This is a genomic window from Pedococcus sp. (assembly GCF_036554925.1).
In the GTDB taxonomy this organism is placed as follows: Bacteria; Actinomycetota; Actinomycetes; order Actinomycetales; family Dermatophilaceae; genus Pedococcus_A.
On record NZ_DATBMI010000101.1, the window covers coordinates 1 to 20,595 of the forward strand.

At 72.8% G+C, this 20,595-nt stretch carries 16 protein-coding genes, 1 tRNA gene and 1 pseudogene; 8 read left to right on the top strand and 10 right to left on the bottom strand.

Annotation, left to right across the window (positions count from 1 at the left end; genetic code table 11):
- Both VIB11_RS08415 and VIB11_RS08420 read left to right on the top strand, forming a co-directional pair.
- Positions 1-284: pseudogene (locus tag VIB11_RS08415) on the top strand (aspartate aminotransferase family protein); the annotation flags it as partial.
- A 1-nt stretch (position 285) separates the two neighbouring features.
- Entirely contained in the window at positions 286-1,677 is a 1,392-nt protein-coding gene (locus tag VIB11_RS08420; protein WP_332030222.1) for an FAD-dependent oxidoreductase, read from the top strand.
- On the opposite strand, the gene VIB11_RS08425 is transcribed toward VIB11_RS08420, so the two are convergent.
- The 3 genes from VIB11_RS08425 to VIB11_RS08435 are packed head-to-tail and all read right to left on the bottom strand — an operon-like array spanning position 1,674 to position 4,681.
- Entirely contained in the window at positions 1,674-2,717 is a 1,044-nt protein-coding gene (locus VIB11_RS08425) for a phosphotransferase family protein (protein ID WP_332030224.1), read from the bottom strand. The two genes, VIB11_RS08420 and VIB11_RS08425, sit on opposite strands and share 4 nt — an antisense overlap.
- Positions 2,714-3,919: an acyl-CoA dehydrogenase family protein gene (locus tag VIB11_RS08430; RefSeq protein WP_332030226.1), complete on the bottom strand. Its 1,206-nt coding sequence runs from the start codon at positions 3,917-3,919 to the stop codon at positions 2,714-2,716. The genes VIB11_RS08425 and VIB11_RS08430 overlap by 4 nt, the downstream gene beginning before the upstream one ends.
- 9 nt (positions 3,920-3,928) lie before the next feature.
- Complete coding sequence (locus VIB11_RS08435; protein WP_332030228.1) at positions 3,929-4,681, bottom strand: hypothetical protein; 753 nt, start codon at positions 4,679-4,681, stop codon at positions 3,929-3,931.
- A 132-nt stretch (positions 4,682-4,813) separates the two neighbouring features.
- Between VIB11_RS08435 and folP the strand changes: the two genes are divergently transcribed.
- Together folP and VIB11_RS08445 are read left to right on the top strand one after the other, a co-directional pair.
- Complete coding sequence (gene folP, locus VIB11_RS08440) at positions 4,814-5,731, top strand: dihydropteroate synthase (RefSeq protein ID WP_332030230.1); 918 nt, start codon at positions 4,814-4,816, stop codon at positions 5,729-5,731.
- A 519-nt stretch (positions 5,732-6,250) separates the two neighbouring features.
- A complete protein-coding gene (locus VIB11_RS08445; RefSeq protein ID WP_056915917.1) occupies positions 6,251-6,454 on the top strand; it encodes a cold-shock protein in 204 nt (67 codons plus the stop codon).
- Positions 6,455-6,661: 207 nt separating this feature from the next.
- Here VIB11_RS08445 and VIB11_RS08450 read toward each other — a convergent pair whose 3' ends face one another.
- On the bottom strand, positions 6,662-8,575 hold the full coding sequence (locus VIB11_RS08450) for a penicillin-binding transpeptidase domain-containing protein (protein WP_332030235.1): 1,914 nt from the start codon (positions 8,573-8,575) through the stop codon (positions 6,662-6,664).
- Between the two features lie 320 nt (positions 8,576-8,895).
- Between VIB11_RS08450 and VIB11_RS08455 the strand changes: the two genes are divergently transcribed.
- Positions 8,896-10,467 (top strand): LCP family protein, encoded by a 1,572-nt coding sequence (locus tag VIB11_RS08455; protein ID WP_332030237.1) that lies wholly within the window; start codon positions 8,896-8,898, stop codon positions 10,465-10,467.
- 158 nt (positions 10,468-10,625) lie between these two features.
- Positions 10,626-10,718, top strand: a tRNA-Ser gene (locus VIB11_RS08460).
- 70 nt (positions 10,719-10,788) lie between these two features.
- On the opposite strand, the gene VIB11_RS08465 is transcribed toward VIB11_RS08460, so the two are convergent.
- The 5 genes from VIB11_RS08465 to VIB11_RS08485 all read right to left on the bottom strand — a co-directional run bounded on the left by VIB11_RS08465 (position 10,789) and on the right by VIB11_RS08485 (position 17,426).
- Positions 10,789-12,090 carry a bifunctional glycosyltransferase family 2/GtrA family protein gene (locus tag VIB11_RS08465; RefSeq protein WP_332030239.1) on the bottom strand — a complete coding sequence of 434 codons (1,302 nt, stop codon included), beginning with the start codon at positions 12,088-12,090 and terminating at the stop codon, positions 10,789-10,791.
- Between the two features lie 10 nt (positions 12,091-12,100).
- A complete protein-coding gene (locus tag VIB11_RS08470; RefSeq protein WP_332030241.1) occupies positions 12,101-14,155 on the bottom strand; it encodes an ArnT family glycosyltransferase in 2,055 nt (684 codons plus the stop codon).
- 100 nt (positions 14,156-14,255) lie between these two features.
- Entirely contained in the window at positions 14,256-15,173 is a 918-nt protein-coding gene (locus tag VIB11_RS08475) for a TIGR03619 family F420-dependent LLM class oxidoreductase (RefSeq protein ID WP_332030243.1), read from the bottom strand.
- Between the two features lie 73 nt (positions 15,174-15,246).
- Entirely contained in the window at positions 15,247-16,689 is a 1,443-nt protein-coding gene (locus tag VIB11_RS08480) for a HAMP domain-containing sensor histidine kinase (protein ID WP_332030245.1), read from the bottom strand.
- Entirely contained in the window at positions 16,686-17,426 is a 741-nt protein-coding gene (locus VIB11_RS08485; RefSeq protein WP_332030247.1) for a response regulator transcription factor, read from the bottom strand. Before VIB11_RS08485 ends, VIB11_RS08480 begins: the two co-directional genes overlap by 4 nt.
- A gap of 163 nt (positions 17,427-17,589) precedes the next feature.
- Between VIB11_RS08485 and VIB11_RS08490 the strand changes: the two genes are divergently transcribed.
- Positions 17,590-18,171 carry a hypothetical protein gene (locus tag VIB11_RS08490; RefSeq protein ID WP_332030249.1) on the top strand — a complete coding sequence of 194 codons (582 nt, stop codon included), beginning with the start codon at positions 17,590-17,592 and terminating at the stop codon, positions 18,169-18,171.
- Between the two features lie 144 nt (positions 18,172-18,315).
- Here VIB11_RS08490 and VIB11_RS08495 read toward each other — a convergent pair whose 3' ends face one another.
- Positions 18,316-19,308, bottom strand: coding sequence for a LacI family DNA-binding transcriptional regulator (locus tag VIB11_RS08495; RefSeq protein ID WP_332030251.1), 993 nt, complete (start codon positions 19,306-19,308; stop codon positions 18,316-18,318).
- A gap of 152 nt (positions 19,309-19,460) precedes the next feature.
- On the opposite strand from VIB11_RS08495, the gene VIB11_RS08500 reads away from it, so the two are divergent.
- Positions 19,461-20,591 (top strand): substrate-binding domain-containing protein, encoded by a 1,131-nt coding sequence (locus VIB11_RS08500; protein WP_332030253.1) that lies wholly within the window; start codon positions 19,461-19,463, stop codon positions 20,589-20,591.
- Positions 20,592-20,595 lie beyond the last annotated feature (4 nt).

The following is a 20,595-nucleotide window of genomic DNA, read 5'->3' on the forward strand; positions in this document are numbered from 1 at the left end:
CGGTGGGCGAGGTGCGCGGGCTCGGCGTCTTCTGGGCCCTGGAGCTCGTGCGGGACCGCGAGACCCGCGAGCCGCTCGTGCCGTTCAACGCCTCGGGCGCGGCGGCTGCGCCCATGAACGAGTTCGCCTCGGCGTGCAAGGAGCGCGGGCTGTGGCCGTTCACGCACTTCAACCGCACCCACGTCGTGCCGCCGTGCACCACGAGCGCCGAGGAGGTCCGCGAGGGACTGGCGATCCTCGACGAGGCGCTCACAGTGGCCGACCGGCACACCACCGCGGGCTGAGGTGGCCGGCCGCACGTCGGCGGTCCACCGCTCGCTGGCCGACACGGAGCCGGGCGTCTACTGGCTCGAGCAGCCGGGACGCCCGCCCGTGCGGCCACCGCTCGAGGCCCGCACCGCGGCCGACCTGGTCGTGGTCGGGGGCGGGTACTCCGGGCTGTGGACCGCGCTCCTGGCGAAGGAGCGCGACCCCGGCCGGGACGTCCTGCTCCTCGAGGCCGGCAGCATCGGCTGGGCGGCGTCCGGTCGCAACGGGGGGTTCTGCTCGGCCAGCCTGACCCACGGCGAGGTCAACGGGCTGGCCCGCTGGCCGCACGAGTACGCCACGCTGCACCGCCTCGGGCTGGAGAACCTCGACGCCATCGAGCAGGCCGTGGACCGGTACGGCATCTCCTGCGACTTCCGGCGCACGGGTGAGCTGACGGTGGCGACGGCGCCTCACCAGGTGGAGTGGCTGCGCGAGGACTCCGGCGAGGGCCGCTTCCTCGACCAGGACGAGGTGCGCGCCGAGCTGGACTCGCCGACCTACCTTGCCGGGGTCCTCGACACCGACGAGACGGCGATCGTCGACCCGGCCCGCCTCGCCTGGGGGCTGGCGCGGGCTGCCGAGTCGCTGGGCGTCCGCATCGCCGAGCGCACCCGGGTCACCGGTCTGGCGCGCGACGGTGCCGGGGTGAGGGTCGACACCGCGAGCGGTCACCCGGTCCGGGCCCGGCACGTCGCCCTCGGCACCAATGCCTTCCCGTCGCTGCTGCGGCGGACCAGCCTGCACACCGTGCCGGTGTACGACTACGTCCTCATGACGGAGCCACTCACGGCCGCCCAGCTGGACTCCATCGGCTGGCGCAGCCGGGCCGGTGTCGGCGACTCCGGCAACCAGTTCCACTACTACCGGCTCAGCGAGGACAACCGGATCCTCTGGGGCGGCTACGACGCGATCTACCACTACGGCCGCCGCGTCAACCCCCTCCACGACCAGCGGCCGGAGACCTTCGCCCGGCTGGCGGAGCACTTCTTCGAGACCTTCCCCCAGCTGGAGGGGCTGCGGTTCACGCACCGCTGGGGCGGCGCCATCGACACGTGCACGCGGTTCAGCGCGTTCTTCGGGACGGCCATCGGCGACCGTGTCGCCTACGCCCTCGGCTACACCGGTCTCGGGGTCGGGGCGACGCGCTTCGGCGCCGAGGTCATGCTCGACCTGCTCGACGGCCGGCCCACCGAGCGCACCGCGCTGGAGATGGTCCGCCGCAAGCCGCTTCCCTTCCCTCCGGAACCGTTGGCCTACACGGGGATCCAGCTCACCCGGTGGTCGCTCGCGCGCGCCGACGAGCGCCAGGGCCGGCGCAACCTGTGGCTGCGCTCGCTCGACCGGCTCGGCCTGGGCTTCGACTCCTAGCCGAGCCGGGACAGGGCGCGCTCCACGAGCAGCGGGACGGCCGGCCCGACGCGGTCGTAGCCCTCGCCCATGGACTTCCCGGCCAGGTAGCGGGCGTGCACGCCCTCGAGGATGACGGCCAGCCGCCAGTCCGTGAACGCGCGGTAGAACGCCAGGTGGGCCAGGTCGCGCCCCGTGCGCGCGGCATACCGGTGGGCGATCTCCTCCCCGGTCGGGAAGCCGTCCTGCGCCGTGAGCCCGGGAGCCACGGGCACGGCGCTGCCGTCCTCGCCGGGGCCGCTCCAGTAGGTGAGCCACATCGCGAGGTCGGCGAGCGGGTCACCGAGGGTGGACAGCTCCCAGTCCACCACCGCGGCCACGACCGGTATGCCGTGCGGCTGGGCGACGAGCGTGTTGTCCAGGCGGTAGTCCCCGTGCACGAGGGTGGTCTCGCCGTCGGCGGGGCGCTGCCGCGCCAGGGCATCGAGGAGCTGCGGCATGCCGTCGACGTCACGGGTCCGGCTGGCCTCCCACTGGGCGGTCCAGCGCCTCAGCTGCCGCTCGACGTAGCCGTCGGCGCGGCCGAAGTCGCGCAGCCCGGTGGCGTCGAGGTCGACCCTGTGGATGCGGGCCAGGACGTCGACGAGGTCCTCGGCCAGCGCGGCCCGCTGCTCCCGCGACAGCTGCGTGGTCTGCTCGGCGTCGCGGTAGACCACACCATCGACCTCGGCCATCGCGTAGAACGGCGCGCCCACCACGTCGGGGTCCTGGCACATCGCGAGCACCTGCGGAACCGGCACGTCGGTGGGGCCGAGGGCAGAGAGCACCCGGTGCTCCCGGCCCATGTCGTGGGCGCTCGGCAACAGCTTCCCGAGCGGGGGCCGCCGGACGATGACGGTGCCGTGCTCGCCCCGGATGCGGTAGGTCAGGTTGGACAGCCCGCCCGAGATGACCTCGGCGCTCCAGTCCGTCCCCACCTGCGGGAGGGCGCGCCCGGCCCACGCGGTGAAGCTCGCGCGGGGGAGCCCGCGGACCTCGTCGCGGTCGGCCCGGCCGCTCATGCGCCGACCCCCCGCGCCTGGACGCGCTTCGCAGCTCGCCTGGCCGTGCGCTGCGCGATCGACATCTTGTGCACCTCGGTCGCCCCGTCATAGATGCGGAAGGAGCGGATGTCGCGGTAGATCCGGCCGAGGACCAGCTCCTCGGAGGTGCCCATGCCGCCGGCGAGCTGCACGGCGCGGTCCACCACGCGGCACACCGCCTCGGACACGAACACCTTCGTACGCGAGGACTCCTCGCTCGTGCGGCTTCCCTCGGCCAGCACCCAGGCCGTGTGCCACAGCATCGCGCGGGCGGCGTGCAGGTCGACCTCGTTCTCCGCGATGAGCGCCTGCGCCATGCCCAGGCCCGTCAGGGGCGAGCCGAAGAGCTCGCGCCCCACGGCGCGCTCCACCGCGATGTCGTGGGCCCGGCGAGCGGCCCCCAGCCACCGCATGCAGTGGGTCAACCGCGCCGGCGCCAGGCGCACCTGCGCTGCTGCGAAGCCGCTGCCGGGCTCGCCGAGCACGTCCTCGTCGGGCACGAAGCAGTCGCGCAGGGAGATCTGCAGGTGACCGCCCAGGAACGTGCCGTCGATGGTGTTGAGGTGGTCGCCGAGGACGAACCCTGGGTTGTCCGTCGGAACCAGGAACATCGTCGCCCCCTCGGCGACGTCGTCTCCCTCGTTCAGCGCCATGACGATGGAGAAGGCCGCGCCGTCGGCTCCCGTGATGAGCCACTTCTCGCCGTTGAGGACCCAGCCGCCGTCGACGCGGCGGGCGCGGGTGCGCAGCGCCGACGGGTCGGAGCCCGCACCCGGGGGAGGCTCGGTCATGGAGAAGCAGGACCGCACCTCGCCGGAGGCCAGGGGCACGAGGTAGCGCTCCCGCTGTGCCGCGGTGGCCGTCAGGTGCAGGAGGTGGATGTTGCCCTCGTCGGGCGCTGCGCAGTTGAGGGCCACCGGGCCGAGGAGGCTGTAGCCCGCCTCCTCGAGCAGCACGGCCGCCTCGTCGAAACGGAAGCCGCCTCCGCCGAGCTCCGCGGGCGCCTGGGGGGCGAAGACTCCGGCGGCCCTGGCCCGAGCCTGCAGGTCGGTTCGCAGCGCGTCGGTCCAGCCGTCACGGAACACCTGCTGCTCGAGGGGGATGAGCTCGGCCGCGACGAAGTCCTCGATGCGCTGCCGCTGCACCTCGACCCGTTCGGAGATGCTGAAGTCGAACGCCATCCGGCGAGCCTAGTCAGGCCTCCCCAGGTACCGCTCCACAGCGTCGGCGGCGACCTCCGACGGCGACCTGCCCTCGGCCAGGGCCGCCGCGTCCAGCCTGGCCCGCAGCTCGGGCGGCAGGGCGAGCCCGGGACCGGCGCCGACCTCGGCGGTCGTGGGGCCGAACTTCATGAGTGCGGCCACCGTGACCGTGCCGAGGACGTCGAGGATCGCCACGACGCCCAGGAGCCGGAAGTACCAGTCACCCACGCCCTGGTCCTCGAAGACCAGGAGGTAGCCGGTCATCAGCGCCACGAGGGTGGCGAAGACCAGGGTGGCGGCCAGGATCCTGCGGACGAGCGGGCCACCCGTCTCGCAGAGCGCGAGCAGCAGGCTGGCCTGGGCCAGCGTCGCCGCCACGACGGCGAAGACCCCGAAGGGCTTGTAGAGCCAGGGCTGGTCGGCCGTGTCACCGCCCCAGATCATGACCAGGCCCAGCACGAACGGGACGGCCACGGCCACGCCGCCGGCGATCCCCACGAGCTGGAACGGCTTCCCCGCCGTGGCGAGGTAGCACAGGACCGCAACGCTGACGACGCCGACGAGGAGGGTCGTCAGCAGGATGCGGCCCTCGGTCTCGCCGAACTCGCCGCCGGACAGCAGGGCGATGATGCCCATCAGCGCCGCCACCGAGAACGAGCCGATGGTCAGCCGCACGATGACCCGGCGCAGCTGCCGCGTGGGTGACGCGGGAGGCGCGGCCGGTGACGTCATGGTTGCCATGCCCTGATCGTCCCAGTCCCTGGACCCCCGCGGAGGGGTCTTCAGACCCGTCGGCGGGCCTGGACCTGCCGGTCCAGTGCGCGCAGGGGTCGCCCGGGCCGGACCACCCGCCCCGGGTGCGAGGATGGCCGCGTGGACCTGCCCGCCCCGCACGAGCCCGACCTGCCCCGGACGCCCCCGCTGCGGCTGCGCGGCACGACCTTCGACGCCTCGCGCCCCGCCGTGATGGCGATCGTCAACCGCACCAGCGACTCCTTCTTCGTGGACAACCGGCACGCCGACCTCGGCTCGGCCCTGGCCGCCCTCGAGGCAGCCGTCGCCGCGGGGGCGGACATCGTCGACGTGGGCGGTGTGCGGGCGGGCCAGGAGGGGGAGGCGGTCAGCGCCCAGCAGGAGATGGACCGGGTCCTCCCCTTCCTGGAGACCGCCCGGTCACAGTTCCCCGGGCTGGTGCTCAGCCTGGACACCTGGCGCGCGGAGGTCGCGCGTGAGGCCGGGCGCATCGGGCTCGACCTGGTCAACGACACCTGGGCCGGCCACGACCCGGGGCTCGTCGGTGTCGCTGCGGACATCGGCGCCGGGGTCGTCTGCTCGCACACCGGTGGCCTGCCACCTCGCACCGACCCCGTCGGGGTGACGTACCCGCCCGAGCCGGGCGGGGTGGTCGTGGACGTGATGCGCACCCTCGCCGAGGGGGCGCAGCGGGCCGAGCGAGCCGGCATACCGGCCGAGCGCATCCTCGTCGATCCCACCTTGGACTTCGGCAAGACGACCGCGCACTCGCTGCGGCTCCTGCGCCACACGGGTGACCTCGCCGGCCTCGGCTACCCGATCCTGCAGGCGCTCTCCCGCAAGGACTTCGTGGGGGAGTCGCTCGACCTTCCCCCCGAGGACCGGCTCGAGGGCACCCTGGCCGCCACCGCCATCGCGGCCTGGCTCGGGGCGACCGTCTTCCGCGCGCACGATGTCCGCGCCACGCGACGGGTCGTCGACATGGTCGCGGTCATCCGTGGGGACCGGCCACCGCGGCTCGCCCTGCGAGGTGCCTGACGCCACGCCTGGCCGGGCCCACGCCTGGCCGGGCCCACGCCTGGTCCAGAGCGCGCACGGGGGCCGGGCCCTCGGGCCCGGCCTCCGCTCGTCTGCGCTCCCCCGAGGCGCAGAGTCTGAACGCCCGCGTCGTGCTGGCGGGCGGCTGCGACGATGTCGCGCGACCTGGCGCATCGCTGCTGTACGCCTCTGACCTGCAGTTATAGGCCCGCTAGCGCCTCGGGGTACACGGCATCGCCCAGAGATCAGCCGAACGGGCGAGTCGCTTTGCCCGCTTCGGCAGGAACGTCCTGAACAGTCCTTTACCTTCTCCCCCCGGTCTGTTCCGCACTGGTGCGTGCTTGCGTGCTAGCGTCTGTCGCGGTTGCAGAAGCAGTTCCTCGCAGGTCGAAGAAGTGCCCGCCCAGTGCGGGCTTTTCTCATCTGAGGCGGGCATGTCCCGCTGGTGGGGTCAGTGCGGCAGCCGGGAGCCTCACGAGGTGTGGGACTTCATTGGCTACAGAAGGAAAGAGTTACCCCATGGCACAGGGAACCGTTAAGTGGTTCAACGCTGAGAAGGGCTTTGGCTTCATCGCCCAGGACGGTGGCGGCCCGGACGTGTTCGTCCACTACTCGGCCATCGACTCCTCGGGCTACCGCTCGCTGGACGAGGCTCAGCGCGTGGAGTTCGAGGTCACCCAGGGTCCGAAGGGCCCGCAGGCTGACGCCGTTCGCCCGATCTGATCGAGGACTGCACAACCAACAGTCTTTGAGCGAGGCCCCCACCGGATTCCGTTCCGGTGGGGGCCTGCGTCATGGATGCCGTGTGGCGGGCTCCCGCACCGACGCCTCGCCCGCCCACCCCACGCAGCAACATCTGCTAGCAGGTGTTGCTGCTGCAGACCCACGTTGCTGCATATCGCCGCGGCAGCAGCCTCTGCTGAGTCGCCGTCAGCGCGCGAGGTTGGTGAGGAACGCCTTCGCGACCGGGGCTGCCACGGTGCCACCGCTCTTGCCGGTCTCGACCAGCACCGCGAAGGCCACGTCGCCCTGGTAGCCGACGAACCACGCGTGCGTCTCCGGCGGGTTCTTCGTGCCGTGCTCGGCCGTCCCGGTCTTGCCGCGGACCACACCGCCCGGCACGTTCCTGAGCACCTCGGCCGAGCCCTCGGTGACGACCAGGCCCATGAGCGACCGCAGCTGGCTGGTCACCTCGGGGTCGAGCGCCTTCGGGTCTCGGGCGCCGTCCTCCGGTGCGGGCTTCGTGACCAGGGCGGGCGCGATCGCGGACCCGCGGGCCACCGAGCCGGCCATGACTGCCAGGGCCAGCGGGGAGGTCAGGTTGCGACCCTGCCCGATGGTCGCGGCTGCCTTGTCGGTGGCCCCGGTGTTCTCAGGGATGCTGCCCGCGAAGGCGCCGTTCACGCCGACCGTCTTCTCCCAGCCGGCGCCGATGCCCAAGGCGCGCGCTCCGGCGGCGAGGTCTCCGTTGCCCAGCTTCTCGGCCAGCTGCACGAAGGCCGTGTTGCACGAGTTCGCGAAGTCGTCCGCGAAGAGCGGGTTGGCCAGGGACCCGCTCTCGTAGTTGCGGATGGTGCGACCGTCGACCACGTAGGTCTTCGGGCAGCTGACGGGGGTGCTCGGGGTGACCGCCCCCTGGGAGAGGAGCGCGTACGTGCTGGCGACCTTGAAGGTCGAGCCGGGCGGGTAGCGCCCGGTGATGGCGCGGTCGAAGCCGAAGGCCGGCGAGTTGGCCGCGGCGAGGACGTCGCCGGTCGGGACGTCGATGGCGACGAGGGCGCTCGGCACGGCCCCCGTCCCGGCGAGCGCCTTCTCCGCAGCCTCCTGCACCGAGGGTGAGAGTGTGAGCTGCACGTCCTCCCCGGGCGTGCCGGCCTTCTCGAAGAGCGGGGTGTCCGGCTTCCCGCTCGAGGCGACGCTGATCCCCGGGGTCCCACCGAGCACGCGGTCGTACTGCCCCTGCAGCCCACTGGTGCCGGCGAAGTCGCCGGCGGCATACCGGCCCTCACCCTTCTCGATGAGCTCGGCACTCACCTGGCCGTAGGAGCCGAGCAGCGGCTGGCCGAAGCTGCGGGAGCGGGCCAGCGGCTGCTGCCGCGCCGGGTAGATGACCCCCTTGAGCGCGTCGAGCCTGGCGCGGCGCGCGTCGAAGTCCGACTGGCGGTACGTGATCACGGCTATCGGCGCCTTGCTGCCGGCCTTCTGCGCGGCGGCGAGCTTGGCGACCAGGGAGCCTGCGGGCTCGTCCACGATCTTCTCGAGCGAGCGGGCTGTCGCGGCGGTGGCGCGCGACGGGTCGAGCTGCACGGGGTAGACCTTGCCCAGCGGCATCAGGGGCTCGCCCTCACGGTCCAGCAGGTCACCCCGCTCGCCGGGAGTGCGGGTGACCTTCAGGGCCTCGCCGGCGCCGAGCCGGGGGTGCCAGAGGGAGCCGCCGGTCTCGGGCCGGACGGCCCAGCCCTCCGGTGTCTCGGCCACGGAGACCTGCGCCTGGTAGCTCCAGGGGGTGGAGTCGAACAGGTTCCAGGTGACCTTGAGGACGGCGTCCGCGGTGGTGCCGTCGCGGCGAACGCTCTCGACGTCCACGGTCACGGGGCTGGAGCCGAGGCCCGAGGTGGCGTTGGTGAAGTCCTTCGCCACCGCCTCCGGCGTCGACCCGGTGAACCGGACCCCTGCCTTCTGGAAGGAACGGCTCTGCCACGCTTGCGCGAAGGCATTGACGGCAGCCCGCGACATCTCGTCTCGCTCGCGCTCCTGCGAGGTCCGCCACCACCACACGCCAGCACCGCCGGCGACGACCACCAGCACGGCTGCTGTCACGAAGGCCCACGTCCGCTTGCCCATGGGCCCATACAACCTCATCTGGGCGCGGCTTCTTCCCGCAGGCTCCTCCTGCCTGTGCTCGCGTGGGCCGTGCGAGGAGTGCGGGGTGACCGTGCGCCCTGCCCCCCGATGGCGACGGCAACCATGGATTGGTCTCGCGCGTCGGAGGGGTGAGACCATGACAGAAGGCCTGTCTTGCGGACCGGCCGTCTACACTCCGAGGGCGCCCGGCGCCCAGGCCGCCATCGGGGCGGCCACCGTCGACGAGAGAGGTCCCTGTGAGCGAGCCCACTCCAGGCTCAGAGCCGCATGCTCAGGGGGACCCCAAACTGTCCGACGACGTGCACCCTGCCGAGCCCTCCCGGGGTGAGCGGGTCTCGCGCCGCGAGGAGTCAGCCGCAAGCCGGGGGGAGGGCGCCGAGGGCGAGGAGCCGATCCGGCGGCGCGCCGACCGTCACAAGAACCGCAAGCACCCGTGGCTGCGCCGCGGAGGCATCGCGCTCGCCGCGGGCCTAGCGGTGATGCTCGTGCTCAGCGTCGCCGCGTACGTGAAGCTCACCGGCAACATCAAACGGCTGGACCTGGGCGAGGCGCTGGGTGTGCGCCCCACCCCGCACGCGACGACGGACAAGAACACCAAGCTGACGCCGCTCAACATCCTCGTGATGGGCTCGGACACCCGCAGCGGCGTCGTGGGTGACACGAACACCAGCGACGCCCGCTCCGACACCAACCTGGTGGTGCACCTCTCCGCGGACCGCAAGTCGGCCGTGGTGGTGTCGATCCCGCGCGACTCGATGGTCAAGGCGCCGAACTGCAAGGACAAGAACTCCACGGTCGAGACCGGCACCATCCGGCAGTGGAACGCGAACTACACCGAGGGCGGCCCCGCCTGCACGATCAGGGCGCTCGAGGGCAACACCGGGCTGTACATCGACCACGCCGTGGTCATCGACTTCCGCGGCTTCCAGCAGATGGTCGACGCGCTCGGCGGGGTGACCGTCTGCACCCCGGAGCCCATCAGCGACGAGAAGGCCCATCTCGAGCTGCCCGCCGGCAAGACCAAGGTCAACGGCAAGCAGGCCCTCGGCTACGTCCGGGTCCGCTACACGGTGGGCGACGGCTCCGACCTCGGCCGGATCAACCGCCAGCAGGCGTTCATGTCGTCGATCGTGCAGGAGGCGACCAAGTCCTCCCTCCTGCTGCGTCCCGACCGGCTGTTCCGGTTCCTCGACGCCGCGACCAAGTCGATGTCCGCCGACGAGGGGCTCGACCCCGGCCGCATGAAGGACATCGCCGAGAGCATCCGCAGGATCGGCATGGACCAGATCCGTTTCGTGACGGTCCCCACCCGGCCCTACTCGGGGGACCCGAACCGCGTGGAGTGGACCGAGTCCGCCGACCTGCTCTGGGAGGCCCTGCGTGAGGACAAGCCGCTGCCCGGGCAGAAGCCGCCCCCCGGCACGAAGCCGACCCCCACGCCGAGCCCGACGACCTCGCAGCCGCTGACGGTCTCGCCCGGCGTCATCCAGGTGCGGGTGACCAACGACTCGGGTGTCTCCGGCCTGGCCCGCCAGGCCGCCGGCGCCCTCGAGGTGCAGGGCTTCCGCATCCAGAGCTACGTCAACGGCGAGGGCAACCCGACCAAGGGCGTCGTCATCCGCCACGGCCGGGGCATGGAGGAGGCCGCCCGCACGGTGGCCGCGGCCTTCCCCAAGGCACAGGTCCGGGAGGACACGCTGCTCGGCTCGACGATCGAGGTCAGCCTCGGCATGGGCGCGGCGAACGTCGTCGAGGTGCCCAACCGACTGGGCACGACCCCGCTGCCGAAGCCGTCGATCACCGCCACCCCGCCGCCGACCTCCACCGAGACCATCGCGGCCCGCGCGGCGAACCAGGACATCTGCAGCTGACCCGGTCGGGCGGGCCCCCGCCGACCGGCCGCACGGCCCGCGACAGCCCGTCACCGAGCGCCGTGCGTCCCCGGTCGGGGTGGTTTTGCTCCTGCGCAGGCCCTGCGGATACCCTGTGCGGGCTCGGTCCAGGATCCCTGCGACGATGGCTCGGGCGTGGAGGCGTCGCCTAGTCCGGTCTATGGCGCCGCACTGCTAATGCGGTTTGGGCTAACCGCCCATCGAGGGTTCAAATCCCTCCGCCTCCGCCACGCGCCTGCGACCCCCGACACGCTTCACGTCGGGGGTCGCAGGCGTTCCGGGCCCTGCGGCCGAGCTCGCTCAGGGGTGTCCGGCATCGTGGGCGGGCGCCGTGCTGGAGAGGACGAGCTCCGCCGGCGCGGGCAGGGCCCGGCTCTGCGCCTCGACGGCAGGGGCACGGAAGATCCACAGCCTCATGGCCAGGAACCGCACGAGCGTCGAGCACGCCGTTCCCACGGCGAGCACGGCCGTCTCGCTGCCGGTGGGCGCCTGCGGCTGCCAGAGGTGGAGCAGCGCGAGGCCGCCCGAGGTCATCAGCAGCGTCAGGGCGAGGACGCCGAGTGACATGAGGTGCTGACGCGTGGCCTGCTCGCGGCCACGGAGGCCGAACGTCCAGCGACGGTTCATCGCGGTGTTCGCGACGGCGGCCACCAGCAGCGCGAGCAGGTTGGCCGTGTGCGCCGACTCGAGGGCTGGGCGCAGCAGCGCGAACAGGCCCAGGTGGACCACCGTGCTGACCACGCCGACGCCGGCGAACCGCGCGACCTGGCCACCGAGCCGGCCACCGAGCCGGCCACCGAGCCGGCCACTCCCGCCGAGCCCACCCACGGGGGGTCTGCGGCCGATGCGGCTCGCGACCTCCGTGACGGGGAGCGCGCCGCCGGCCAACGAGCGCCGCACGCGCCGGATCCCGCGCAGGTCGTCCAGGGCCGTGCCGACGACGTCGACCCGGGAGTCGGGGTCGTCGAACCAGTCCACCGGCACCTCGTGGATCCGCAGCCTGCAGCGCTCGGCGAGGACCAGCAGCTCGGTGTCGAAGAACCAGGTCGGGTCCTCCACGAGCGGCAGCAGGTCCGCGGCCACATCTCGGCGGATCGCCTTGAAGCCGCACTGGGCGTCGCTGAACCGCGCGCCGAGGGCCCCACGCAGCAGCAGGTTGTAGCAGCGCGAGACCACCTCCCGCCTCGGCCCGCGCACCACCCGGGAGCCACGGTGCAGGCGCGTGCCGATGGCGAGGTCCGAGTGGCCGGACATCAGCGGCGCGACCAGCGGCCAGAGCGCGTCGAGGTCGGTGGAGAGGTCGACGTCCATGTAGGCGAGGATCGGCGCGTCCGAGTCGCCCCAGACCTGCTTCAGCGCCCGGCCACGACCCTTCTGCTCCAGGCGGACGAGCCGCACGCCGGCGAGCTCGGCGACCAGCCCGGCCGCCACCTGCGCGGTGCGATCGGTGCTCGCGTTGTCGGCGACGGTGATCCGGAAGGGGTACGGGAAGGTGTGCACCAGGTGGGCGTGCAGCCGGCGCACGCACGCGGCCACGGTGTGCTGCTCGTTGTGGACGGGGACGACCACGTCGAGGACGGGCCCGGCGGCGGGGGTGTTCATGGCCACCTCCTCAGGTGGTCGGGGTGCTGGACGTGTCGGCCGAGCTGCCGGAGCCGAGCGGCCGGGTGAGGTCGTAGAACGTCGAGCCGCCGATGGTCACGGCCGTGAAGTTCGCCTGCACCCACGTCGCGATCCCGCTGCCCCCGCCGAGTCCGCCGCCCGGGCCGCCCGCGCCCGCGCGACCCCCGCCACCGCCGCCGGCCGCGAAGTAGTGGATCTGCCCGGCCTCGACGTAGGCCTGGAACTGCGCGAGGGTCGGCGAGGGGTCGCTGCCGTTGAAGCCGCCGATGGCCATGACCGGCAGCTCGGTGGCGAGCTGCAGCCCGGCCGCGTTCTGGGAGCCGACCGCGGCGGCCACCCAGGTGTAGGAGCCGGCGTCGGCGGACAGGGCCGCCACGACCTCGGTGCCGGGTGTGCTCGCGTCCAGGAGCCCGCCCATGCCGCCACCGGTCGGCGCCTGGCCCTGGCGTGCCTGGCCGCCCGTGGTCCCGCCGGGCAGCTGCGGCCGGGTGCCACCCGGCATACCCCCTCGGCCTCCTGCCGTGGCAGGGCCGGCGGTGACGATGGAGCCGGTGTGGCCGGTCGAGACGGTGGCCGCGCTGTAGGCCGCGGGGCCGGCCAGGGCGGCGACGAGTGCCCCGGCGAGGACGGCCGGGACCCACCGGCGGTGCAGCTGCGTGATGGCCAGCAGCAGGAAGGCCGAGGCCAGGCCGAGGGCGAGGACGCCGACCCGCAGCCAGGGCACCCAGTCCACCCGCGAGAGCAGGACGAACGACCACGTCGCGGCGGCGGCGGTCGCGACCGCGAGGGTGATGGAGCCGATGGCGCGCCCGCGGTGCTCCCACGCCTCCTGCGCGCCCATGCCGACGAGGGCGCCGACGGCAGGGGCGAGGGCGACCGTGTAGTACTCGTGGAAGATGCCGGCCATCAGCGAGAACGTCAGCAGGGTGACGAGCAGCCATCCACCCCAGACGACGTATGCCGCGCGGCGGACGTCGGTGCGGGGCATCCGGCGCCGCACGTAGAGGCCGACGGCGAGCAGGACCAGGGCGGAGGGGATGAGCCAGGAGATCTGGCCGCCGACCTGGCTGCTGAACATGCGGGTCAGGCCCGTCTCCCCCCAGCCGTTGGCGCCGCCCACGGAGCCGGTCTCGTTGCCGTTGATCCGGCCGAGGCCGTTGTAGCCGAAGGTGACCGAGAGGAACGAGTTGTCCTGGCTGCCGCCGATGTAGGGACGCATGCTCGCCGGGACGAGCTCGACGATGGCGACCCACCAGCCCGCGGACAGCACCATCGCGGCGGTGCCCCCGAGGGCGCCGGTGATGCGGCGCCGCAGCGTCGTGTCGGCGAAGAGCAGGTAGGTCAGGCCGAACGCGGGGACGACCAGCAGCACCTGGAGCGCCTTGGTGAGGAAGCCGAGCCCGACGAAGACACCGGCCAGGGCGAACCACCTCGCCGAGCCCCGCTCGATGGACCGCAGCGTGGCCCAGGCGCCCAGAGCCATGAGCAGCACCAGGAGGGCGTCGGGGTTGTTGAACCGGAACATCAGGACCGCGACCGGGGTCAGTGCCATCACGAGGCCGGCGAGGAGGCCTGCGGCGGCGCCGAAGTGGCGCTTGACGGTGGCGTGGAGGACGCCGACCGTGGCCACGCCCATGAGCACCTCGGGCAGCAGGATCGCGGCCGAGCTGAGCCCGAAGACCCGCACCGAGAGTGCCATGACCCACAGCGCGGCGGGAGGCTTGTCGACGGTGATCGAGTTGCCCGCGTCGGAGGAGCCGAAGAGGAACGCCTCCCAGCTCTGGCTGCCTGCCTGGGCGGCGGCCGAGTAGAACGCGTTGGCCCAGCCGCTCGAGGTCAGGTTGTAGACGTAGAGCAGGGCGGTGGCGAAGAGCAGGCCGATCAGGGCCGGACGCGCCCAGGCGGGGTCGGCCTCGGGCCCTCGCCAGAGGCGCTGCAGGCGGGAGGGGCCGCTGCCCACCGGCTCGGAGGTCGCCGCTGTCGGGCCCAGGGCAGGCAGGCCCGCGGCGGGGGCACTGGTGCGGGGCAGGGTGTGGGTGTCCATGGCTCCCACGCTCGGGGCGCGCGCTGTGCGGTTGCTGTGGCTGGGCTGGTCCCCGCCCGTGCCTTGCCCTGACGCCTCGCGGGGGGCTGCAGGCCGGGGCTCAGTCCCGGTCGAGGAGCTGCAGCGCCTCGCCGACCACCTCGATCGACGCCTCGGTGATCGGGTCGAGCACGAGCTGGAGGTGGGTCGCGCCGGCTGCGGCCATCGCCTGCACGTGGGCGGCGATCGCCTCGGGCGTCCCCTGTACGGGCTGCACCGCCGCGTTGTAGGTGTCGCCCATGAGCCGACCACCACCGCCCGGGAGCTGCACCAGCACAGCGGCCGTGGCAGCCACCTCGCCCGGGCCTCGTCCCGCTGCTGCGGCGGCCTGCTCGACCCGGCTGCGCACGCTGGTGAAGCCGTCGGGCGTGTTGCCGTAGTCGCTCCACCACACGTTCCACGCGTCGACATGGGGGAGGCCGATCCGCATCATCCGCTCGCCGACGGACCCGAGCACCAGCGGCGGCCCGCCGGGTCGGACCGGCCGCGGGTCGAGGACGCAGTCCTCGGCGGAGTGGTAGGTGCCCCGGTAGTCGACACGGCCCTCCCGGAGCAGGATGCGGATGATGGTGAAGGCCTCCTCGAAGCGGGAGACCCGGCGGTCGTACCGGAGGCCGAAGGCGCGGTACTCGCGCTCGTTCCAGCCTGCGCCGAGGCCCAGGATGAGCCGGCCCCCGGAGATCCCGTCGACGGTGGCGGCCTGCTTCGCCAGCATGGCCGGCTCGTGGAACCCTGTGGAGGCCACGAGCGGGCCGAGCTCGATGCGCTCGGTGACGGCGGCGATCGCCGCCAGCGACGTCCAGACCTCCCAGGGCCCGCGGGTGACGCCGCCGGGCAGGTCGTAGAGCAGGTGGTCGCCGAGCCACAGCGAGTCCAGGCCGGCCGACTCGGCCGTCCGGGCCATCGAGAAGAGCTCCGGCCAGCCGACCGGGCGCTCGACCTCGGGCAGCTGGACGCCGACACGGCAGGGTCGTGGCATCCGCCCACGCTAGCCGGGTTCTCCGCAGCGGTCCCGCCTGCCCGACTGGTCCCGTTCGCCCGCCCGCCCCGCGTCAGCCAGGTGTGCCGGACGGCAGGACCACCGAGAACGTCGTGTCCCCGGGAGCACTCGCCAGCTCGACCCGGCCGCCGTGCGCCTGGGCGACGGCGGCGACGATGCTCAAGCCCAGGCCAGTGCTGCCGCCACTGCGGTTGCGGGAGTCGTCCCCGCGCGTGAACCGCTCGAAGACGCTGGGCTGGAGGGCGGGTGGCACGCCGGGTCCGTTGTCGTGCACGGCGATCCGCACCCAGTCGCCCACGCGAATGACCGAGGTGGTGACGGTCGTCCCCGACGGTGTGTGGGTGCGGGCATTGGCGAGGAGGTTCGCCACCACCTGGTGCAGCCGGTGCGTGTCGCCGCGCACCTCGACCGGCTCATCGGGGAGGTCGAGGCGCCACTGGTGGTCCGGGGCGGCAGCGTGCGCGTCGCTGACGACGTCGACCGCGAGGAGTGACACGTCGACCGGGGTGCGCTCGAGGGGGCGTCCCGCGTCGAGACGCGCGAGCAGCAGCAGGTCTTCGACGAGCGCCGACATGCGCACGGCCTCGGACTCGACCCGTGCGAGGGCATGGGTGACCGAGGCGGGCACGGGCTCGCGCTCGCGGCGCGACAGCTCGGCATACCCCCGGATCGAGGCGAGCGGGGTCCGGAGCTCGTGCGAGGCGTCGGCGACGAACTGCCGCACCCGCCGTTCGCTCTCGTGCCGGGCCTGCAACGCGCCGTCGACGTTGTCGAGCATCCGGTTGAACGCGAGGCCCACCTGCCCGACCTCGGTGTGCTCGTCGGTGTCCGCGTCCGGCACGCGCTCGGCCAGCGCCACGTCGCCGGAGTCCAGCTTGAGGTGCGCGACGCGGGTGGCGGTGTGCGCCATCCGCTGCAGTGGCGCGAGGTTGCGCCGTACCAGCCAGACCCCACCGACCCCGGCCGCCACCACCCCGACGAGGGCGCTGCCGGCGACGAGCGACAGGAGCCGATCCACCGTCTCGCGGACGTCCGCCAGGGGCAGGCCCGCGACGGTGGTGTCGCCGTCGGGGCCCTGCCGGGCGACCAGCCGGTAGTCGCCGAGCGACCCGCCGAGCGCGACGGTCCTGGGCTGCGGCCCGAGCTGTGCCGCCTCGATGAGCTCGATCTGCTCCTCTGTCAGCGCCGTGACCTCGCTGCCCTGGGCGACGTAGTTGGTCTCGACCACGCCGTTGTCGACCCTCAGGTTGAGGAACGACCCGCCGCCGCCGGGGAGGCGTTCCGGGCTCGAACCGGGCGGCGGAGGGCGCTGGCCGACCCGCAGGGCCGACGTCGTGACGCCCTGGTCGAGCTGGGCCATCAGGAAGCTGTTCAGCGCGACGACGGTCAGGGCGCCGGTGGCCACGGTGACGGCCAGGAAGAGGGCCAGCATCGAGGCGACGAGCTTGGTGCTGAGCATCCAGCCCGACGGCCTCAGCCGCTCCCACAGGGTCACGGTGCCGGCTTCAGGACGTAGCCCACGCCACGCATCGTGTGGATCATCGGCTCGCGGCCGGCGTCGATCTTCTTGCGCAGGTAGGAGATGTAGAGCTCGACGACGTTGGCCTGGCCACCGAAGTCGTAGTTCCAGACCCGGTCGAGGATCTGCGCCTTGGACAGCACGCGCTTGGGGTTGCGCATGAGGTACCGCAGCAGCTCGAACTCGGTGGCGGTCAGCTGGACCGGCGTGCCGGCACGGGTGACCTCATGGCTGTCCTCGTCCATGGTGAGGTCGCCGACGACGAGCACCGAGGACGACTCGTCGGCCACGACGGCGGTGCGTCGCATGAGGGCGCGCAGCCGGGCGACGACCTCCTCGAGGCTGAAGGGCTTGGTCACGTAGTCGTCACCGCCCGCCGTGAGGCCGTTGACGCGGTCCTCGACCGCGTCCTTGGCGGTGAGGAAGAGAACCGGGACCGCCGGGTTGTGGGCCCGCATCCGCCGGAGGACCTCCAGGCCGTCGAAGTCGGGCAGCATCATGTCCAGCGCCACGGCGTCGGGCTCGAACTCGCGGGCTGCGCGCACGGCGGCGGACCCGGTGCTCGCCGTGCGCACCTCCCACCCCTCGTAGCGCAGCGCCATGCTGAGCAGCTCGGTGAGGTTGTGCTCGTCGTCGACGACGAGGACCCGGACGGGTGAGCCGTCGGGGCGATGCAAACGGGTGGGCCCTGGCGCCGGCTTCTGCGAGGTCATGGACCCAGCAAACCGTCGGTCCCTGAGACGGCGCCACTGCTGGGCTGTGCGAATCCTGTGAGGTGCCTGTGCCGTGTGGCCTCAGCGGCTCGACACCCCTGCCACAGGGCCTGCACAGGGTGCGCGGCCAGCCTGCTCCCACACGACCACGGACGGAGGCACCATGACCACCCCACCGCAGACGCCGGAGCAGGCCGAGTCGGCGCAGCACACCGCGCCGCTGCCCTGGGCGCGCGCCCTGACCATGCCGAGGCGGCAGCCGCCGCAGCAGCAGTCCCGCCAGGCGGCGCAGCAGTCCCCCGACCCTCAGGCCGAGGACGGCCACCCGCCTGAGGGCGTGGCGCTCCCGCAGGAAACGGAGCCCGCCCAGACCGCGCCGGCGCTGGCGCCGCCCGCCTGGTCGGGCAAGAAGACGGCCATCGCGGCTGCCCTGGCCATCGGGTTCTCCACGGTCGGCGCGATCGGCGCCGCTGCCGCTCTGCCGGCGGGGTCGTCGGGTGTGGCCGACGGCAGGGGTGTGCCCGGTGGTGGCCAGTTCCAGCCGGGAGGACCGGGAGGACAGGGCGGCCCGGGCGGTCAGCAGCTTCCCGGAGGTCAGCCCCCCGGCAGCCAACTGGGCCAAGGCGGCCAGCTGCCCGGAGGTCAGCTCCCCGGCGACCAGCAGGGACAAGGTGGCCGGCTGCCCGGAGGTCAGCTCCCCGACGGCCAGCAGGCGGACCCGGGAGCCGGGGCGACGACGACATGACGCGTCGCCTCCTCGCCTCCATCCGGCGACCCGTCCGCCGGGCCGGCACGACGGCATCCGACTCTGGCGCAACGGATCTCGTGCTTCCGCCCTGCCGGTCGTCGGTGCGCCCCCTCGCCTCGCAACGCCTCCTGGCGGCGCGGACTAGGGCTTGATCTCACCCGAGCCGCGGACCACGAGCACCGGCTCGATCACCACGTGCCGCGGCGGCGAGTCGTCGCCGTCCAGCCGGGCGAAGAGCATCCGTGCCACCTCGGCACCGATCCGGCGCACGTTCTGGCGCAGGACCGTCAGTGCCGGGTCGAGCACGTCGGCCAGCGGGAAGTCGTCGAAGCCGACCAGGGCGATGTCGCGGGTGCGGCCCTGGGCTCGCAGCGCCTGGACCGCGCCGATGGCAAGGGAGTTGCGTGCCGCGAAGAGCGCCGTGGGTGGCTCGTCGAGAGCGAGCAGTGCCGTGACCGAGGCCCGGGCCGCCTCCTCGGAGCGGAGGCCGGAGACCTCGAGGCGCGGGTCGACCTCGAGGCCGGCAGCAGCATGCGCCTGCCGGAACCCGGCGAGACGGGCGGCGGCGGTCTCGATCGTCGGGAGGTCGCCGAGGTAGGCGATGCGCCGATGGCCCTGGTCGATGAGGTGGGCCGTCCCGGTCACGGCGCCACCCCGGTTGTCGACGGTCACCGAGTCGGCGTCGATGCCGTGGGGGGTGCGGTCGACGAAGACCACCGGAAGCCCGCTGCGCAGCTCGTCGGCAAGGTAGTCCTGCACGTGGGTGGCGGGCATGAGCACCAGACCGTCGACCCGGCGGCGCACGAGGCTGCCGACGAGGGTGCGCTCACGCTCGGCCTCCTCGTCGAGGCTGGACGCGAGGATCGCGACGTCGCGCGCACGGGCAGCGTCCTCGAGGGAGCGCAGCAGGCTGGCCGAGAAGCTGTTGCTGACGTCCTGGAGCAGGACGCCGACCGTCCCCGTGCGCGCGTTCGCCCGGCGCAGGTTGCTCGCGGCCAGGTTGTGCTGGTAGCCGAGCTGGCCGATGGCCCGCTCGACCCGCGTGCGCACGTCCGTGGAGACGCCGGCCTCGGCGTTGACCACCCGCGACACCGTCTTCAGGCTCACCCCGGCAAGTGCAGCGACGTCCCGCATGGTCGCGCGCGGGCGTCGGGCCGAGGCCTTTGACAACGATGTCGCATTCACGTGTCAGTTTGTACAGGAGTCTTGACTCTGTGCCAAGAGGCGGTCTATACAAGTTAACGACAACGTTGTCACAGGGGGTTACCCCGGGAAGGGAGTCAGCCATGGCTCACGCACAGCACACCGCACCTGCGAAGGCCCTCCTCGGCCGGCGCACGTTGCGCGCAGGGATCGCCACCGTCGCGGCCCTCTCGACGGCCGTGGGGGTGGCGGCCTGCAACCGGGGCTCGTCCTCCGACTCGGCCGGCGGCGGGGGCGAGTCGCCGGTAGGCGTCGTCCTCATCACCAAGGACTCGACCAACCCGTTCTTCGTCGCCATGCAGGAGGGCGCCAAGGCCGACGCGGCGAAGAACAACGTCAAGCTGACCGTCGCCTCGGGCAAGCAGGAGGGCGACGACCAGGGCCAGATCACGGCGATCGAGGACGCCATCGCCCGCGGCGACAAGGGCATCCTCATCACCCCGATGAGCACCGGCGTCAACGCCGCGATCAAGAAGGCCCGCGACGCGGGCCTGTACGTGATCGCCCTCGACACCCCGCCGGACCCGGCCGACACCGTCGACATCACCTTCGCCACGGACAACCGGGAGGCGGGCAAGCTCGACGGCCAGTGGGCGGCCGCCACGCTCGACGGCAAACCGGCCGTCATCGCCCTGCTCGACCTGTTCAGCGACAAGATCGTCTCGGTCGACTACGACCGCGACCAGGGCTTCCTCGAGGGCATGGGCATCCCGGTCAACGACCCCAAGAAGAACGGTGACGAGGCCAAGACCGGCAAGTACACCGGCGGCAAGGGCGGCGACTACACCATCGTCTGCAACGAGGCCGGGAACGGCGCCGAGGACGGCGGCCGCACCGCGATGGAGAAGTGCCTCGCCAAGAACCCGAACATCAACCTCGTCTACACGATCAACGAGCCCACCGCCGTCGGCGCCAACGCGGCGCTCAAGGCCGCGGGCAAGACCGCGACGATCGTGTCGGTCGACGGCGGCTGCGCCGGCGTCGCCAGCGTGAAGAACGGGGTGATCGGTGCGACCGCGCAGCAGTACCCCCTGAAGATGGCCACGCAGGGCATGGAGGCGATCGCCAAGGTCGCCCGCGGCGGCGAGAAGCCGACGCCCGACCCCGGCCTCGCCTTCAAGAACACGGGTGTCGCGCTGGTGACCGACAAGCCCGTCGAGGGCGTCGAGAGCATCACCTCGGCCGAGAGCGCCAAGCTCTGCTGGGGCAACTGATTCC

Bases quoted from the DNA above. Each gene is read 5' to 3' on its own strand.
- VIB11_RS08425 (WP_332030224.1), bottom strand. From the start codon at position 2,717: ATGAGCGGCCGGGCCGACCGCGACGAGGTCCGCGGGCTCCCCCGCGCG.
- VIB11_RS08430 (WP_332030226.1), bottom strand. From the start codon at position 3,919: ATGGCGTTCGACTTCAGCATCTCCGAACGGGTCGAGGTGCAGCGGCAG.
- VIB11_RS08435 (WP_332030228.1), bottom strand. From the start codon at position 4,681: ATGGCAACCATGACGTCACCGGCCGCGCCTCCCGCGTCACCCACGCGG.
- VIB11_RS08445 (WP_056915917.1), top strand. From the start codon at position 6,251: ATGGCACAGGGAACCGTTAAGTGGTTCAACGCTGAGAAGGGCTTTGGC.
- VIB11_RS08450 (WP_332030235.1), bottom strand. From the start codon at position 8,575: ATGGGCAAGCGGACGTGGGCCTTCGTGACAGCAGCCGTGCTGGTGGTC.
- VIB11_RS08465 (WP_332030239.1), bottom strand. From the start codon at position 12,090: ATGAACACCCCCGCCGCCGGGCCCGTCCTCGACGTGGTCGTCCCCGTC.
- VIB11_RS08470 (WP_332030241.1), bottom strand. From the start codon at position 14,155: ATGGACACCCACACCCTGCCCCGCACCAGTGCCCCCGCCGCGGGCCTG.
- VIB11_RS08475 (WP_332030243.1), bottom strand. From the start codon at position 15,173: ATGCCACGACCCTGCCGTGTCGGCGTCCAGCTGCCCGAGGTCGAGCGC.
- VIB11_RS08485 (WP_332030247.1), bottom strand. From the start codon at position 17,426: ATGACCTCGCAGAAGCCGGCGCCAGGGCCCACCCGTTTGCATCGCCCC.
- VIB11_RS08490 (WP_332030249.1), top strand. From the start codon at position 17,590: ATGACCACCCCACCGCAGACGCCGGAGCAGGCCGAGTCGGCGCAGCAC.
- VIB11_RS08495 (WP_332030251.1), bottom strand. From the start codon at position 19,308: ATGCGGGACGTCGCTGCACTTGCCGGGGTGAGCCTGAAGACGGTGTCG.
- VIB11_RS08500 (WP_332030253.1), top strand. From the start codon at position 19,461: ATGGCTCACGCACAGCACACCGCACCTGCGAAGGCCCTCCTCGGCCGG.